We start from the raw sequence: 15,790 nt of genomic DNA, 5'->3' as shown, positions 1-15,790 counted from the left end.
TCCTTCCGTGGTCAATTTCATGAAACCGCCTCAAGCTGCCTGGCCGCTCAGCCGGCCTGGACCGCCGGCGCGGCCGCCAGGAAGTCCTGCAGGCGATGCAGCACGGCGTCGACCGACTGCAGCAGCGTTGTCTGGCCGGTATCGATGCGCAATTCGGGCTGCAGCGGCTCCTCGTAGGGCGCGCTGATGCCGGTGAATTCCGCGATCGCGCCCGAACGCACCTTGCGGTACAGGCCTTTCGGGTCGCGCTGCTCGCACACCGCAAGCGGCGTGCACAGATGCGTTTCGATGAAGCGTTCCGCGCCGATGATCTGCCTGGCCATGTCGCGGTCCTGGCGGTACGGTGAAATGAAGGAGGTAATCACGATCAGCCCGGCTTCATTGAACAGCTTCGCCACTTCGGCGATGCGGCGGATATTCTCGCTGCGGTCCCGTGGCGAAAAGCCGAGATCGCGGTTCAGGCCGTGGCGGACGTTGTCGCCGTCCATGACATAGGCGGCGTGGCCTGCAGCCACCAGGCGGCGCTCCAGTTCGAAGGCGATGCTGGACTTGCCGGACCCGGACAGGCCGGTCAGCCAGACGGTCGCGGGCAGCTGACCGAGCAGCCGGGCGCGCTGCGCCGCATCGACCTTGCCCTGCTGCCAGGCGACATGGGACGACACCGGCTGTGCTGCAGGCTGCGGCGGCTGCGGCGACTCCGGATGTGCCGGCGCCGGCCGGCGCATGATCGTGACCTTGTTCATTTTCCCTCGTACGCAATGTCGTAGCGTTGGCGCACGAACATCATGCGGCGGTCGACCTCGGCGGCGCTGGTGCCGAAATCCTCGAGCGCGTAGCGATGTCCGCCATGCAGCTGGTCCCTGTCGCTGTCGGCTAGCCACTGCGCCATGGCCTGCTCCACTTCGGGCGTGAATTCGACGCCGCCGAAGGCATAGACGCGCTGCATGACCGAGCGCCAGTCGCGGTTGACTTCTTCGTAATGCACGTCGATCTGCTGGCCGGCGGGAATGTGCTCGCGCTGCGCGATGCCGCGCTGTGCCGACTGTTCGCAGAAGTCCATCCAGATGTCGCGCGTGGAAGCCCGGCACGGCAGGTCGGTATGCTGGGAAGCGAAATACCACATCAGCGACATGACCGAGCCCACGGTCTTGATCGGATCGCGGTGGGTGAACACCAGGCGGGCGTCGGGAAAGACCTTCTGCAGCGTGCCGAGATCGAGCATGTGCTGCGGATTCTTCAGCACCCAGCGGTCACCCTGTCCGGGCTGCTGTGCTTTCCCCTGCTCCTGCTCGCGCGACCAGGCAATCAGCTTGAGCAGCTTGGCGGTATAGCGGTAGACCTCGGTCTTGTCGTAGTCGAGGAACCAGCGGTAATAGCCCGGGATGTTGAACATGCCCAGCACCGAAAAGCCGCAGAAGGAATGGTTCATCAGCAGCATGTCCTCTTCCGGCCAGTCGGCATCCATCGGATGGGCGACATAGCCGCCGGCATACACCTGGCGGCCGAGCGCCAGGAAATTCTTCACTTCCTCGTAGCGCGCCTGCCGGCCCATGCTAGGCTGGCCGGGGCGCGGCGCCGGATTGAAACCTTCCCAGGTGGAGAGATGCTGCAGGCGGAGATCGGTTGCCATCATCCTCTGCAGGCGCGTGGTGCCGGAGCGGTGCGGGCCGACGATGACGATGGGCGCTTCGATCTCGCGCTCCAGGATTTCCGGATGCGCCTCGAAGCAGGCATTGGCCCACAGCCGGTTCTTGAGGGAACGGATGGTGCGCATGCGGGCGTTGAAGCGGCCGAAGGGATTGAGCTGAGCCTCGGTCTCCAGCGAATGCAGCAAGGCCCGCAGCGGCGGCAGGAAGCTTTCGTCGCCGAAACGTTCGAGGCCGGTTTCGGCGCGCGCGGCGGCAATCAGCGACGCTTCGGAGAGGTCGATTTTCTTCATGCCGAAGACGTTCCAGGCGCGCGTGCGGCGGTTGAACTGGCGGACGAAAGGCGGCTGATAGTCGGTACTGGGTTTGGTATCCATGATTTTTCCCGGGCGGCAGGCTGGATTGCAGCGGCCACTCTGGCTATGCGCACGGGCGGGGCGTGGGGCCGTGCGCGGTTGATGCGTTGATGTTTCGTTTCGTGCAGCGCCAGGCTGTCACATGCTGTACACCGCCTGCAGGTAAATGGCACGCGGGGCGAGCGGCAAGTCGTTCGGAATCAGGCCGGGAGCGGGGCTGGGCTCGCGGACGTCCGCATTGAACAGGTTGCGCACGGTGGCGCCGAATTCCCATCTGCCGCTGCCGCGCAGGCTGCGCAGCGTGAGGTCGACGGTCTTGTAGTCGGCCACCGGAGGACGGTTGTCGCCGGCGGCGCGCTTGCGGTCGGCGACCCAGTTGAGCTGGGTGCCGGCCATCCAGCCGGCGGCGAAGCGCCAGTCGGCGCGCGCATACAGATGATGGTGCGGCGCATAGCCGGCATCGCGGCCGGTCGATTCGTCGATCGAGCGCTGGTAGGAATAATTGCCCGACAGGCGCAGCGTGCGGGTTGCATCCCACACCGCCTCGAGTTCCATGCCGTGGCCGTGCTGGCCACCGGTATTGCTGAAGGTCGAGCCCGGCGCCGGCGCCGGATTGGGCACCGCGCGGATGATATCGTCCATCGTATAGCTGAACACGCTCAGGTTGAGCTGGAGATCGCGCCGGGCCTGCCAGGCGAATGCGGCTTCAAGCGTGCTGATGGTTTCCGGACTCAGGTTCGGATTGCCTCGCTGGACCGGGTTGTTGATGCCGTACTGCTCCGAGAACGAAGGCGCGCGGAACGCGCGGCCGTACAGCAGCTTGGCGGTGACGTCGAGGGCGGCGTCCCAGACCAGCGCCAGGCGCGGATTGGTGGTGCCGCCGAAATCGGAATAGCGGTCGTGGCGCACGCCGGCGGTCAGCGCCCAGTCGGGTGCGAACTGCCATTCGTCCTGCAGGTAGACATAATCGACCTTGCGCCGCTGCGGCAGCATGAACGGCTGGATCAGCGAATAGTCGGCCACCGCGCCGGCCGGAATGGGCACGCCGGCGGCGTCGAACATGTAATTCTTGTAGGTTGCCGTTTCGTACAGGTTCAGGTCGTCATGGCCGACGCCGGCACGGATGCTGTGGCCGGCAAAACCCGAATAGGTCGCGAAGGCGGACAGCCGCAGCTGCCTTTCCGAGGTATCGGGATGGCCGATCATCCCGTCGGGGAACAGCCCGGTCGGAAAGCGCGTGCCCGGCGGCCAGAGCCGCAGGTCGACCGGAATGCGCTGGCGGTATTCGAAATAGCTGGCGGTGGCGCCCGCTCCCCAGCCCGGCGCCAGCTGGGTATCGGTCCAGGACAGGTCGGTATTGAAGCGTTCGCTCTTTTCCTTGCCGACCGGGTCGAGCGCCGAGGAAATGCCGGCGCCGGTGCCGAGGTCGTCGCGCAGCTTGTAGCCGACATTCAGGCGCCATTTCCGGTAGCCCAGGCCGAGGTTGGCGTCGACCGCGTCGTAGCCGACGTTGACCGGGCCCGGCGCCAGGCTGGCCGAGGTGCGGGCCGTGCGGTCGCGCGCGGTCTGGGCGTCGGCTTCGATGATGCGCCGCTGGCCGTCGGTCGTGCCGGTGCGCAGATAGGCGGCGATGTCGAGCTCGCCGGCCTTGCTGCCGTGCTGTATCCAGGCGCTGCGGGTATGGAAGGAGCCGGCGCGCACGCCGACATGGGTGCCGGCGATGTCGGCCGCGTTCTTGGTGATGATGTTGATGACGCCGGAATAGGCGTCGGCGCCGTAGAGCGCCGATCCGGGACCGCGGATGATTTCGATGCGGGCGATGTTCTCGACCGGATAACCGCCCCAGATGTTGCCCTTGTTGCCCTGGAAGAGCGTGGTCATCGGCACGCCGTTCTGCAGCATCAGCGTCTGCGGATTCTGGCCGCTGTAGATGCCGCGGATCAGGTAGAGCGAGCTGTAGGTGTTGGGGGCGTTGCTGACATGGATGCCCGGCACGGTTTCCAGCACCTCGTCGAGATCGCTCGCGCCCATGGCCGCGATGTCCTCGGCGGTGATGACGGTGGCGACCGCAGGCGCGCGGCGCAGCTGCTGCTTGCTGCCGGTGGCGATGCTGATGGTGGACTTGTCGCCGTAGACCATGGCGAGCTCGTCCTCTTCGCCGTGAAGATCGGCGGAGCGGGCAGCGGGAGCGTGGGCGAGCAGGAGCGTGGCAAGCGTCAGAGGAAGCGCATACAGGGTTTTCAAGGAGTTCCTCCGGCCTGTTATTGTGCAGAGCGGTAACAGTCTAGTGCAACGCTTTGTAACAGTCCATTCCTCCAGGGAAATATTCAGTACCGCGTCAGATGCCCGCGACAGCCTGATCATTTTCGCCATGGCCGTTTTCCAGCTCCCGTATAGGCAATACCGTTGCAGGGTGTCGGAAACAGCGTTCCTTCCGGCTTCTGCGCCGCCTCCACCAGGCAGGGCGGCATGCCGGCGAAAAACAGGGGCACCCTGAAAATCTGGAATTCGCGCACGGACAGGCCCATGTCGGCGCCCAGCGAGGCCGTCATCGCCGCATAGTTCATGCGCAGCGCCGGCTTGCCCAGGTCCATCAGGATGGCCTCGACTTCCTGCGCCATCCTGAAATACGGTCCGTCCGCCAGCCCGAGCGAGCGCGCCAGGCCGGACAGCCATGGCAGGCGCTCGTCATGGGCCTCGATCGGCCGGCCGTAGCCGTACAGGTGGCGTCCGGAGGCAAGCTCGGCGCTGACGAAGTCGCGCAGCGGCTGGCCGCCGTCGACCGCCTTGCGCGCACGGTAGAAGAAGTTGATTGCCCGCAGGCCGGGCCCGCCGCCGTAGATGCGCGCTTCCGATACCGCCAGCGCGGCGGCGAGGCCGAGCACCGGCGAACTGCGCACGTTGCCGGCCAGCGCCGCGATCCGGTTGTTCCAGAGACGGGTATCGGGATAGCTGGTATTGACCCAGATGCCATGCAGCAGCTTCAACTGCTGCGGCGTGAAGCGGCGTCCGGTGATGCCGTAGACATACAGGTCCATCCAGTCGGCATCGTGGAATTCCTGGTGCAGGTCGTGGCCGCGGAACACCGCATGGCTGCCCGGCCAGCAGGCGCCGACGCGGGTGCGCAGGATGCCGGCTTCGGCGGCGAGCAGTCCGGGGCCTTTCATGGGGCGGTCATTCATGGTGTTGGCTTTCCTGGTGGCTTTCCTGCTGGCTTTCCTGTTTGCTGCCGGCGGCCGGGCCGTCCTGCAGCTCGACCGCATAGAACGGAAATTCTGTGTACTTCTTGCGCTGCTGTTCGAGCGCATGCATGGCCGCGCCGGGCAGGCGCAGCAGCAGGAACAGCATCTCGCCCTCTTCCGGTGCAAGGCCGAGATCGCTGAAGGCGGCGGCGGCCACGCCGGTCTGCTCGAGCGGCATGCCGGCGGCATCCTCGAGCGCTTCGCGATGCGCCGCCAGCCAGTTCAGGCGGGGCGCAGCCCCGATGCGGGCCAGCGCCTCCAGCAGCTGCCGGGTCGACGTGGCGCAGGCCGGCGCATGCGGCTCGAAGCCGGGCGGACGTTCGCGCGCCGGCCAGACTTCGATCGCGGCGCCGCCGTCATCCTGCCGCGCATGCCGCAGGTGCTTGCGCCAGGCTTCGATGTCGGTGCCGCAGGCGGCCCATGCGAGCATTGCGTCGTGCACGTCGCGCGCGCCGTGGTAGCGTCCGGCGCCGACGGCGAGCGCAGCCATCAGGGAAGCCGCCGCATTGGAGCCGGCAATGCCGCCGCACATCGCGGCATGCACCGAAGGATCGCGCGGACCGGGGTTGGCCAGCGCCACGGCGAGCGCTTCAAGCAGGTCAAGAGCACTTGGCTCGGGCAGTTCGGGGCGCAGCAGGAGGAACAGCATTTCGACCCAGCGTGCATTGCCGACCATCTCGCCGAACACATCATAGCCGCGGCAGTAGGCGGCGCGGGTGGCGAAGCGGTTGTCGGGTTCCGGCTCCTCGTTCCAGATTTCGGTATGGATCTGCGGCAAGGGTTTGTCGCTCATTGCGTCTCTTTCATGATTGAGCGGTTTACACCGCGGTGCCCAGCACGCGCATGCGCAGGCTCATCGGCGGCACTTCTTCGGCATCGATGCGCACGTCGAGCAGCGTCGGACCGCGGCGTTCGCAGATGGCGTCGATGTCGAGTTCGGCGAGATCCTGCAGGCGCTCGATCGTAAAGGCCTGGGCGCCGAGCGCGCGAGCAAGCGCGGCGAAGTCGGTCGGCGGCAGCTGATGCGCAATGCGTTCCGCGCCGGCCAGCCGCTGTCCGTGCTTGACCATGCCCAGCGCCGCATCGTTGAGCACGACGAAAACCACGCTCAGTTCTTCGGCCACGGCCGCCGAGATCTCCTGGCCGTTCATCAGCATGCTGCCGTCGCCGGTGATGCAAACGACCGGCACATCCGGATTGCCGAGCGCGGTGCCGACCGCACCGCCGATGGCCCAGCCCATCGGGGCAAAGTCCATGGTCACGCGCAGCCAGCCGCCCTTGCCGGCGAGAGGTGCGGAAGGTATGGATGATGCGGCAGCGCCGGGCGACAGGTAATGGATGGCCCAGGCGAAGCTGTTGCCTGAATCGGCCAGATAGCGGGTATGTGCGGGAAACAGCCGGCCGAGTTCATGCATCAGCTGCTGCGGCTTGACCGGACCGCCGTGATTGCCTTCATGCAGGGACAGCGGCGCCATGCGGGGCTGCTGAGACTGAGGCTGCTGAAGCTGCGGCCTTGCGCCGTCGGATGCGGCGAGACCGATCACCGAGCCGGTCTCGAGCTGCACCGGCACGGCAGCAGCGCCCATGCGTTCTGCCAGCCGGGCCGCGGTGGCGGCGATATGGCCGCGCACGTGCAGCCTGGCCATCGGCGTGCGCACCAGGTGCTCCTCGCATTCATCGACATGGACCAGGCGGTGGTTGAGCAGCGCATCGCTCCAGCCGCCGCTGGTCCATTCATTCATGTTGCAGCCGAAGGCCACGATGAGGTCGACCGACTTGTCGCGCAGCGCCATCTCCGCCGACGCATGACCGGCGAAACCGAACACGCCCCGGTACAGCGGATGACGCGGATCGATCAGGCCCTTGGCATCGGGCGCGACGATGAAAGCGGCGTTCCTGTGCACGGCGATGTCGAGAATCGCCCCGACCGCTTCGCCGCAGGAGCCGCCGATCAGCAGCAGCGGATTCTTCGCCTGCTGCAGCTGACCGCACAGCGAATCGATTGCCTGCTCGTCGATCAGGGAAGCCGGCCTGAGCATGGCGTTGATGTCGCAGGCCACGCCGGATCTCGGCAAGGGGCTCTTCATGATGTCGAGCGGGATGCTCAGGTGGACAGGGCCCTTCGGCGTGCGGGTGGCATGCGCCAGCGCGGCGACCAGCTTGTTCTCGACCTGCTCGGGGTGGGTGACCAGCGTGTTGTAGCGGGTGCAGTGGCTGAACATGGCGACGATGTCGATGCCGGTGCAGCTCGATTCCTGCAATGCGCGCCGGCCGAAATTGGGTAGCGCCGGCTGTCCGGTCAGCACCAGCATGGGAATGCCGTTGTCGTAGGCGCAGGCGACGCCGGTGATCATATTGGTCGCGCCTGGGCCCGAAGTGCCGCAGCAGACGCCGAGCTTGCCGGTCTCGCGCGCGTAGCCGTCGGCCATGAAGGCGGCGCCGGCCTCGTGCCGCGCCAGTACCGGCCGCGGGCCGCCGCGCTTGCTGCTGCGCGCGAGTGCGTTGTAGAACGGTTCGATGGCGCCGCCCGGTACGCCGAATACATAGTCGACGCCAAGCTGTGCCAGATAGGCAACGATCAGGTCGGCGGTATCGTGAATTTGTCCTTCCGTTGAAATCCGCCAGTCGGCTGCTCCCGAGACCAGCGGAGTGGTAATGCGCATGTTGAATTTATCCCTGAATGATGATCGGCTGCCGAGTCCTTGTTGAATGCCCGACTGCATGCCACGGTGACGAGTCGGCAGAGCATGCGCTTGGCGCGGGTATCCTACAGCAAGGCTCATATGTTTCATGTCCTTAACACCGAGGTAATACGCCGCCATTTCCCGCTGCTGCGCGATGCCTTTATCAACCCGTCAACAGGTGAATGCGGAACATGCAGCGGATCGCTGGAAACGCCCTACCGAAAGTCACAAAGGGGGTTGGATGCGGAGCGCCTGAAAGCGTTCCATCAGGAATCTTTTTTCCCGGGAATTTTTTGTGGACGATGACCGGCGGGCAATGCACTTGCCTTGCGGCCGGACGCGATGACTTATGGATGTTACGGCCGCACCAGACTGCCGACTGCTGCCACGCGGGCCGCATGGATGGCTTCGGGAATGCGCTGCGGCTGTCCTGCGCAACTCTTGGCGACGTCGCCGGCGTTCACCGACTGCGCGGCGCGCAATACCGATTCGAGGTAGGCCGCCTCTGGAAAGGGCGTATCGTGAAAGCCCGTGCGTCCGCGGTGGTCGCATTCAGAAGCCCGCACCATGTCGAGAAAGCGCTGGGGCTTGCGGAAGGCATCGCAGCGTTCCAAGAGGCTCACCAGCGTATTGGCCCGCATCTCGAGCGCGCGCATGACGTTGCCGTGCTCGCGCGCGGCCATCACCGCGAGGTCGCGGCAGTCGTTCGGAATCTTCAGCCGCTTGCAGACCTGCTCCACCAGCGCCACACCCTTGCCTTCATGACCGTAATGCTTCGGCCACTCCTCGGGCGGCGTTGCGCCCTTGCCGAGGTCGTGCAGCAGCGCCGCGCAGCGGATCGGCAAGTCGAAACCCTGTGCCGCGGCATAATCGATCACCATCATTACATGCACGCCGGTATCGATTTCGGGATGATGCTTTTCCGGCTGCGGCACGCCCCACAGCACGTCGAGTTCCGGGATGATGCGCGCCAGCGCGCCGCAGGCCCGCAGCACCTCGAACATGCGGGAGGGCCGCGCCTCCATCAGGCCGCGCGACAGTTCCTGCCACACCCGCTCCGGCACCAGCGCATCCACCTCGCCGGCCTCGACCATGTCCTGCATCAGGCGGTTGGTTTCCGGCGCCACCGTGAAGTCCTGGAAGCGCGCGGCAAAACGGGCCACGCGCAGGATGCGCACCGGGTCTTCCGCAAACGCCTGCGAAACATGGCGGAACACCCGCGCCTGCAAATCCTTCCGTCCGCCGAAGGGATCGATGATGACGCCGTCTTCGCCTTGCGCCATCGCATTGACGGTCAGGTCGCGCCGCACCAGGTCCTGCTCCAGCGTGACGTCGGCAGCCGCATGGAAGACGAAACCCTTGTAGCCTGGCGCGGTCTTGCGCTCGGTGCGGGCCAGCGCATATTCCTCGTGCGTCTTCGGATGCAGGAATACCGGGAAGTCCTTGCCGACCGGCGTGAAGCCCTTGGCAATCATCTCCTCGGGCGTTGCGCCGACGACCACATGGTCATGGTCCTGCACTGGAAGGCCGAGCAAGGCATCACGTACCGCACCGCCGACCACATACGTCTTCATCGTCGCTCCATCAATCCGGATAACTGTCGTATTTCTCGAGACGGTCCGCCTCGGCCACGGCTTCGCGCATCCATTGGGCAACCGCGGGATGCGCAACGACGCGGTCCATGTAGGCCTGCAGCGCCGGCGGCAGCCAGACGCCGTAGGTGCGGAAGCGCATCACCACCGGTGCATAGAAGGCATCGGCGATCGAGAAGTCGCCGAACAGGAACTGGTGCGGACCGGAACGGGCCAGGCAGTCTTCCCAGATTTCGCAGATGCGGGCGATGTCCGATTGCGTGCCGGGCGTGCGGCCCTTGCCCGGAAAGCTGGCGCGGATGTTCATCCACATCGACGAACGCAGGTCGCCAAAGCCGGAATGCATTTCGGCGCATACCGAGCGGGCAATGGCGCGGGCATCGGCATCGTGCGGCCACAGGCCCTTGTCGGGGAACTGCTCGGCGAGGTATTCGCAGATCGCCAGCGAATCCCAGACCTTGGTTTCGCCGCAGATCAGGACGGGCACGCGGCCGGCCGTCGAATGCTCGGCAATGCGCGACGAGGTATCGGGGCGGCCGAGGGAAATGCGCACTTCCTCGAAGGGAATGCCGAACGCGGTCATCGCCACCCAGGGGCGCATCGACCAGGAAGAATAATTCTTGTTGCCGATGACCAGTTTCAAGCCCGCCCTGCCTGCGGCATCGAGGGTTTGCTCAAGGGTTGGATCGAGTTCTGTGCTTTGCATACGTCTTGTCCCAATTTTAACGAAGCTGCCATGCGAAAATGCCGCGCTGCGGCGGGTCGCTGCAGCACGGCATCCGAGGATAATGCTTTTGCGCCGGTTTGGAAACCGGCGCGCAACCAGAGGACCTCTTGAGACCTCAGGGCAGTTCGCTGGGCGCGAATCCCTTGGGCGCCACGGTGCCGAGGCGCGCCTTCAGCGACTGCGGCTTGCCTTCGAACAGCGCCGCATAATATGTCGCATTCGACAACACTTTCTTGACGTAATCGCGCGTCTCGTTGAACGGGATGGATTCGGCGAAGACCGCGCCTTCCACCTGGCGCTGCAGCGTCGAGCGCCATGCGCGCGGACGGCCGGGGCCGGCATTGTAGGCGGCCGTCGCCATCGCCTGCGAACCTTCCAGGTCGTTGAGCACCATGTTCAGGTAATTGGTGCCGAGCGTGATGTTGGTCTGGATGTCATTGACCTGGCTCTGGGTGAAGCCTTCCATGCCGATCTTGCGGGCGACATATTGCGCGGTGGCCGGCATCAGCTGCATGAGGCCGGAAGCGCCGACATGGGAACGCGCATTCTGGATGAAGCGCGATTCCTGGCGGATCAGGCCGTAGACCCAGGCCATGTCGAGGCCGAGGCGTTCGGTCGATGCATGCATCTCGTTGCGGTGAGGCGACGGGAAGCGCTGGGTGAAATCGAATTCGGCCTTGGTGCGGTCGGACGTGTTGACCATGCGGTCGAGCACGTTCTTCTGCCGCGCGAATTCGGCCGCCGCCAGATGCTGGCGGTCGTTCATCCTGCGCAGTTCCCAGTTCCATTCACGGTAGCCTTCGAAACGCATGTTCAGGTCGAAGAACTTGAGCGCGCGCTGGAAGCCGGCATTGCTCGCCATCGGTGCCAGTTCCTCCGCGGTCACGGCTTGCGCGCGCGGCGGAATGGTGATCTTGCTGCCGAGTTCTTCCAGCGCCAGCTGGCCGTAGAAATGGTTCTGGTCGGCGATGGATTCGAACAGCTTCCGCGCTTCTTCGGTCTTGCCTTCGGCGCGGTAGGCGCGGGCGAGCCAGTAAACCCAGGGACCGTCGTTGGCCAGCGTCGCCGGCATGGCCTCGATGGCGGTCTTCACCTGTTTCCATTCGCCGGCGCGCAGCGCCGCGCGGGCCTTCCACTGATGGCTTTCCAGCGACAGCGCCGCGCCCGGCGTGCGGTGCCAGTACACCGCCGCCTCGGGCAGCAGCTTGAGCGAAGCCGGCAGCGCAATCTGCGCCCAGGCCTGAGCACGCTCGCGTTCGCTCAGGCGATTGGCATTCGCCACGAGCGCATCCACTGCGCGATCGGGATTGTTCTTGGCGCTGCGTCCCAGCGCAAGGATGAAGATTTCACGCGCGGCGCGGTTGCCGCCGGGGCCTTTCGCAAGCACCGCATCCGGCTTGTCGAGCGCCTGCGTCAGCATGGTCTCGCTGGCATCGGTCAGCAGCGCGAGCCGGCGGATGGTGCCGGGAAAACCGGACTCGGCGATCAGCCGGATCTGCGCCCAGACATCGTCCTGCGTGAACTGGCCGGCTTCGACCAGCGTCGTCACCAGGGCCGGGCAGGCTTCGCCGTAATTCTGCGGGCCGACCAGCACGGTGCGCGCTTCCTCGGCGACGTTCTGGCCCTTGAGGGCCCTGGACATCAGCGCATAGCATTTGAGCTGGGTATCGTCGTTGAGCACGAACAGCGGATACTGCTCGTCGAACAGCGTCCAGTTGCGGGTGCGGCCGAGTTCGAGCAGCCAGTCGTTGCGCAGGCGGTCGGCGATGGCCTGGCCGTCGTAGCGTGTCAGGTAGCTGCGGATTTCCTGATCGGAAGCGGTAGCGATGCGGGGACGCAGACGGTAATAGTCGACATAGGACGGCAGCGGAAAATTGCCGAGCTTGGCGGCGAGCTCTTCGATGCGTGCCAGATCGCCGCTGCGCGAAGCGTCGCGCAAGGCAATGAACACATCGTCATCGGAAGCAAACGCAGGCGCGGCGCGCTGCGGTGCAGGCGCAGGCTTCTTTGCAAGAGCCGCCTGAGGCAGCAGCACGACCGAGGCTGTGGCGATGGCAACGCCCGCCATCCATTTCATAGAAGACATCAAAAACCGCTTTCAAAAAATACGTATCCGATCCGCGCATGAGTGCGCGGCAACCGGAGCCAGGGGGGAGCGCGCAAGGCATGCTCTAGAATAGCATGCGCAATCACGACCAATCGACCACGCCATGCCGAATGCCATTTCAACCAAATCCGAACTTCGGCAGGCATTGCTTGCCAACAGACAAGCAATGCCTGCCGAAGTTCGGCGCGAAATGGACAGTCGCATCGGAGAACGTCTGAAAGCCTGGTGCGTTGACCATCCTTTCCGGGTATTGGGCGTGTACTGGCCGATACGCGGCGAGCCGGACTTGCGAAACGTATATGAAAAACTTTCCGCAGACGGCATGAAGCTGGCCTTGCCTGTGGTGACGCGCAAGGATGCGCCGCTGCGCTTCATTGCATGGGCGCCGGGCGATGCGATGCAAAAGGATCAATACGGCATCGGCATTCCCGCGAGCGACATCGAAGTCCGTCCCGATGCGGTGCTGGTGCCTTGCGTGGGATTCAATGAACAGCGCTTCCGGCTGGGATATGGCGGGGGGTTCTATGACCGCACGCTGGCGCAGTTGCCGCGCCCCGTTACGGTGGGTGTTGCGTATGCGTCGTCGCTGACTGCATTCGAAGCGGATGCATTCGACATTGCGCTGGATCGGGTGATCACCGAATCCATGGAGTTTTGACTTCATGGCGGCTGCCTGAGCTCATAGCAGCCGCCATGTCATGTCTTTATGGCCTTTAATGCATTAACGATTCGACAGGTCGAGCCGCTTCCACAGTGCCGTGGTCGTGGCCGCCTGGTTGAGCGAATAGAAATGCATGCCGGGCACGCCGCCCTCCAGCAGCCTTTCGCACAGGCCGGTCACGACATCGAGACCGAAGGCCTTGATCGATTCCGTATCGTCGCCGTAACTGGCCAGCTTCAGGCGGATCCAGCGCGGAATCTCGGCGCCGCACATGTCCGAGAAGCGCATCAGCTGCGAGTAATTCGTGATCGGCATGATGCCGGCGACGATGGGCACGTCGACCCCTGCCTTGCGCGCTTCATCGACGAAGCGGAAATAGGCATCGGCATTGTAGAAATACTGGGTGATGGCCGCATTGGCCCCCGCCTTCACCTTGCGGGCAAAGCTCTGGATGTCGTCCTGCGGCGACTTCGCCTGCGGATGCATTTCCGGATAGGCCGCGACTTCGATATGGAACCAGTCGCCGGTCTCGGCGCGGATGAACTCCACCAGTTCGTTGGCATAACGGAATTCTCCGGCGCCGCCATAGCCGCTCGGCATATCACCGCGCAATGCCACCAGGCGGCGGATGCCGTTGGCCTTGTACTCGCCGAGAATGGCGCGCAGGTTCTCGCGCGAACTGCCGATGCAGGACAGGTGCGGCGCTGCTTCATGGCCTTCGCGCTGGATCTCGATCACGGTTTCGAGCGTGCCCTTCTGGGTCGATCCGCCGGCGCCGAAGGTCACCGAAAAATACTTGGGCCGCAGCTCGGCCAGCTTGGCGCGCGCGGCGCGCAGTTTCTCCGCGCCTTCCGGCGTCTTCGGCGGGAAAAACTCGATGCTGAAATTCTTTTGTGTCATTTTTTAAGCAGTAAGGCGGAGAGTGCCCACGAGATCAGGCTGTACAGCAGCGCTCCCGCAATCGCCGACCAGAAGCCGGCGACATAGAAGCCGCTGACGAAGTTGGCGACGATCCAGAACATCACGCCGTTGACGACGAAGATGAACAGGCCGAGCGTCAGTATCGTGACGGGCAGCGTCAGCAGCACCAGGATGGGCTTGATCAGCACATTGACCAGGCCGAGCACCAGCGCCGCGATCAGCGCAACCACGAAATTCTCGACGTAGACCGTCTTCATCAGATAGGGCACGATGAACAACGCCGCGGCGTTGATCAGCCAGGTAAGCAGCAAACGCATGTCGACCTCCTCTTGCCGGCAATGCAGGGAACGCGGCGGAGCGGCGGCTCTGCCCTCAGGCAAAAAGGCGCCGGACTCGTTTCTTAGTAACGGTAGTGATCCGGCTTGTACGGGCCGGTCTTCTTCACGCCGATATAGCTGGCCTGCTCTTCCGTCAGCTCGGTCAGCTGCGCATTGAGCTTCTTGAGCTGCAGGCGCGCGACCTTTTCATCCAGGTGCTTGGGCAGCGTGTAGACGCCGACCGGGTAAGCCGAAGTATTGGTGAACAGCTCGATCTGGGCGATGGTCTGGTTGGCGAACGAGGAGCTCATCACGTAGGACGGATGGCCTGTGCCGCAGCCGAGATTGACGAGGCGGCCTTCGGCCAGCAGGATGATGCGCTTGCCGTCGGGGAAGATCACATGGTCGACCTGCGGCTTGATGTTTTCCCAGGTGTACTGCTTCAGCGCCGCGACTTCGATCTCGTTGTCGAAGTGGCCGATGTTGCAGACGATCGCCTGGTCCTTCATCTTCTTCATGTGCGCATGCGTGATCACATGGTAGTTGCCGGTGGCGGTGACGAAGATATCGCCGTGCTCGGCGGCGTAATCCATGGTGACGACGCGGTAGCCTTCCATTGCAGCCTGCAGCGCGCAGATCGGATCGATCTCGGTGACCCAGACCTGCGCCGACAGCGCGCGCAATGCCTGCGCCGAACCCTTGCCCACGTCGCCGTAGCCGCAGACGACGGCGATCTTGCCGGCGACCATCACGTCGGTCGCGCGCTTGATGCCGTCGACCAGCGATTCGCGGCAGCCATACAGGTTGTCGAACTTGGACTTGGTGACGGAATCGTTGACGTTGATCGCCGGGAAAGCCAGCTTGCCTTCCTTGTGCATCTGGTACAGGCGGTGCACGCCGGTGGTGGTTTCTTCGGTCACGCCCTTGATCTTGGCGAGGCGGGTCGAATACCAGGTCGGATCGGTCGACAGTTTCTTCTTGATGGAATTGAACAGGCAGACGGCCTCTTCGGAATCCGGGTTGGCCAGCACGCCGATGTCCTTCTCGGCGCGGGTGCCGAGGTGCAGCAGCAGGGTGGCGTCGCCGCCGTCGTCGAGGATCATGTTGGAAAACTCGCCGCTCGGCCATTCGAAGATGCGGTGGGTGAAGTCCCAGTACTCATCCAGGTTCTCGCCCTTGAAGGCGAAGACCGGCGTGCCGTTGGCGGCGATGGCCGCGGCTGCGTGATCCTGGGTCGAGTAGATGTTGCAGGATGCCCAGCGAACGCGCGCGCCCAGCGCTTCCAGCGTCTGGATCAGCACCGCGGTCTGGATGGTCATGTGCAGAGAGCCGGTGATCAGCGCGCCCTTGAGCGGCTGGGATGCGGCGAATTCCTCGCGGATGGCCATCAGGCCCGGCATTTCGGTTTCGGCGATCTTGATTTCCTTGCGGCCCCAATCGGCCAGGCTGAGATCGGCAACGAAATAATCCTGCTGGGAATTTGTGTTCGAGATAACGGCGCTCATCACGCCCTCCTTTCCTGTTGAAGATAGAAAAA

At 64.4% G+C, this 15,790-nt stretch carries 14 protein-coding genes; 2 read left to right on the top strand and 12 right to left on the bottom strand.

The features are described 5' to 3' along the window. Nucleotides 1–47: 47 nt before the first annotated feature. The 6 genes from cysC to IGW03_RS00450 all read right to left on the bottom strand — a co-directional run bounded on the left by cysC (nt 48) and on the right by IGW03_RS00450 (nt 7,907). Nucleotides 48–743: an adenylyl-sulfate kinase gene (cysC, locus tag IGW03_RS00475; protein WP_228534858.1), complete on the bottom strand. Its 696-nt coding sequence runs from the start codon at nt 741–743 to the stop codon at nt 48–50. Then, nucleotides 740–2,023, bottom strand: coding sequence for a sulfotransferase family protein (locus IGW03_RS00470; protein ID WP_194720549.1), 1,284 nt, complete (start codon nt 2,021–2,023; stop codon nt 740–742). The genes cysC and IGW03_RS00470 overlap by 4 nt, the downstream gene beginning before the upstream one ends. 117 nt (nt 2,024–2,140) lie before the next feature. Next, nucleotides 2,141–4,246, bottom strand: a complete 2,106-nt coding sequence (locus IGW03_RS00465) for a TonB-dependent receptor plug domain-containing protein (RefSeq protein ID WP_228534856.1) — start codon at nt 4,244–4,246, stop codon at nt 2,141–2,143. Nucleotides 4,247–4,362: 116 nt separating this feature from the next. Further along, nucleotides 4,363–5,184 (bottom strand): citrate synthase family protein, encoded by an 822-nt coding sequence (locus IGW03_RS00460; RefSeq protein ID WP_228534854.1) that lies wholly within the window; start codon nt 5,182–5,184, stop codon nt 4,363–4,365. Further along, nucleotides 5,177–6,037, bottom strand: a complete 861-nt coding sequence (locus tag IGW03_RS00455) for a citrate synthase family protein (protein ID WP_194720548.1) — start codon at nt 6,035–6,037, stop codon at nt 5,177–5,179. Before IGW03_RS00455 ends, IGW03_RS00460 begins: the two co-directional genes overlap by 8 nt. 25 nt (nt 6,038–6,062) lie before the next feature. Continuing rightward, nucleotides 6,063–7,907: a thiamine pyrophosphate-binding protein gene (locus tag IGW03_RS00450; protein ID WP_194720547.1), complete on the bottom strand. Its 1,845-nt coding sequence runs from the start codon at nt 7,905–7,907 to the stop codon at nt 6,063–6,065. A gap of 42 nt (nt 7,908–7,949) precedes the next feature. Here IGW03_RS00450 and IGW03_RS00445 point away from each other — a divergent pair, with 42 nt between their 5' ends. Then, nucleotides 7,950–8,234 (top strand): hypothetical protein, encoded by a 285-nt coding sequence (locus IGW03_RS00445; RefSeq protein ID WP_194720546.1) that lies wholly within the window; start codon nt 7,950–7,952, stop codon nt 8,232–8,234. Nucleotides 8,235–8,284: 50 nt separating this feature from the next. On the opposite strand, the gene IGW03_RS00440 is transcribed toward IGW03_RS00445, so the two are convergent. From IGW03_RS00440 to IGW03_RS00430, 3 genes are all read right to left on the bottom strand, one after another. After that, nucleotides 8,285–9,502, bottom strand: a complete 1,218-nt coding sequence (locus IGW03_RS00440) for a multifunctional CCA addition/repair protein (protein ID WP_194720545.1) — start codon at nt 9,500–9,502, stop codon at nt 8,285–8,287. A 10-nt stretch (nt 9,503–9,512) separates the two neighbouring features. Continuing rightward, a complete protein-coding gene (locus tag IGW03_RS00435; protein WP_194720544.1) occupies nt 9,513–10,226 on the bottom strand; it encodes a glutathione S-transferase family protein in 714 nt (237 codons plus the stop codon). Between the two features lie 136 nt (nt 10,227–10,362). After that, nucleotides 10,363–12,333 carry a lytic transglycosylase domain-containing protein gene (locus tag IGW03_RS00430; protein WP_194720543.1) on the bottom strand — a complete coding sequence of 657 codons (1,971 nt, stop codon included), beginning with the start codon at nt 12,331–12,333 and terminating at the stop codon, nt 10,363–10,365. 124 nt (nt 12,334–12,457) lie between these two features. Between IGW03_RS00430 and IGW03_RS00425 the strand changes: the two genes are divergently transcribed. Then, on the top strand, nt 12,458–13,012 hold the full coding sequence (locus IGW03_RS00425) for a 5-formyltetrahydrofolate cyclo-ligase (protein ID WP_228534852.1): 555 nt from the start codon (nt 12,458–12,460) through the stop codon (nt 13,010–13,012). A 63-nt stretch (nt 13,013–13,075) separates the two neighbouring features. Here IGW03_RS00425 and metF read toward each other — a convergent pair whose 3' ends face one another. From metF to ahcY, 3 genes are all read right to left on the bottom strand, one after another. Continuing rightward, a complete protein-coding gene (metF, locus tag IGW03_RS00420; RefSeq protein ID WP_194720542.1) occupies nt 13,076–13,915 on the bottom strand; it encodes a methylenetetrahydrofolate reductase [NAD(P)H] in 840 nt (279 codons plus the stop codon). Continuing rightward, on the bottom strand, nt 13,912–14,253 hold the full coding sequence (locus IGW03_RS00415) for a phage holin family protein (protein ID WP_194720541.1): 342 nt from the start codon (nt 14,251–14,253) through the stop codon (nt 13,912–13,914). Before IGW03_RS00415 ends, metF begins: the two co-directional genes overlap by 4 nt. A gap of 83 nt (nt 14,254–14,336) precedes the next feature. Further along, entirely contained in the window at nt 14,337–15,758 is a 1,422-nt protein-coding gene (gene ahcY, locus IGW03_RS00410; RefSeq protein ID WP_228534850.1) for an adenosylhomocysteinase, read from the bottom strand. Between the last annotated feature and the right edge of the window lie 32 nt (nt 15,759–15,790).

Source organism: Noviherbaspirillum malthae, from assembly GCF_015352985.1.
GTDB lineage: Bacteria > Pseudomonadota > Gammaproteobacteria > Burkholderiales > Burkholderiaceae_D > Noviherbaspirillum > Noviherbaspirillum malthae.
Note: the sequence above shows the minus strand (reverse complement) of the source record. Positions and strands in the feature narration are given on the sequence as shown.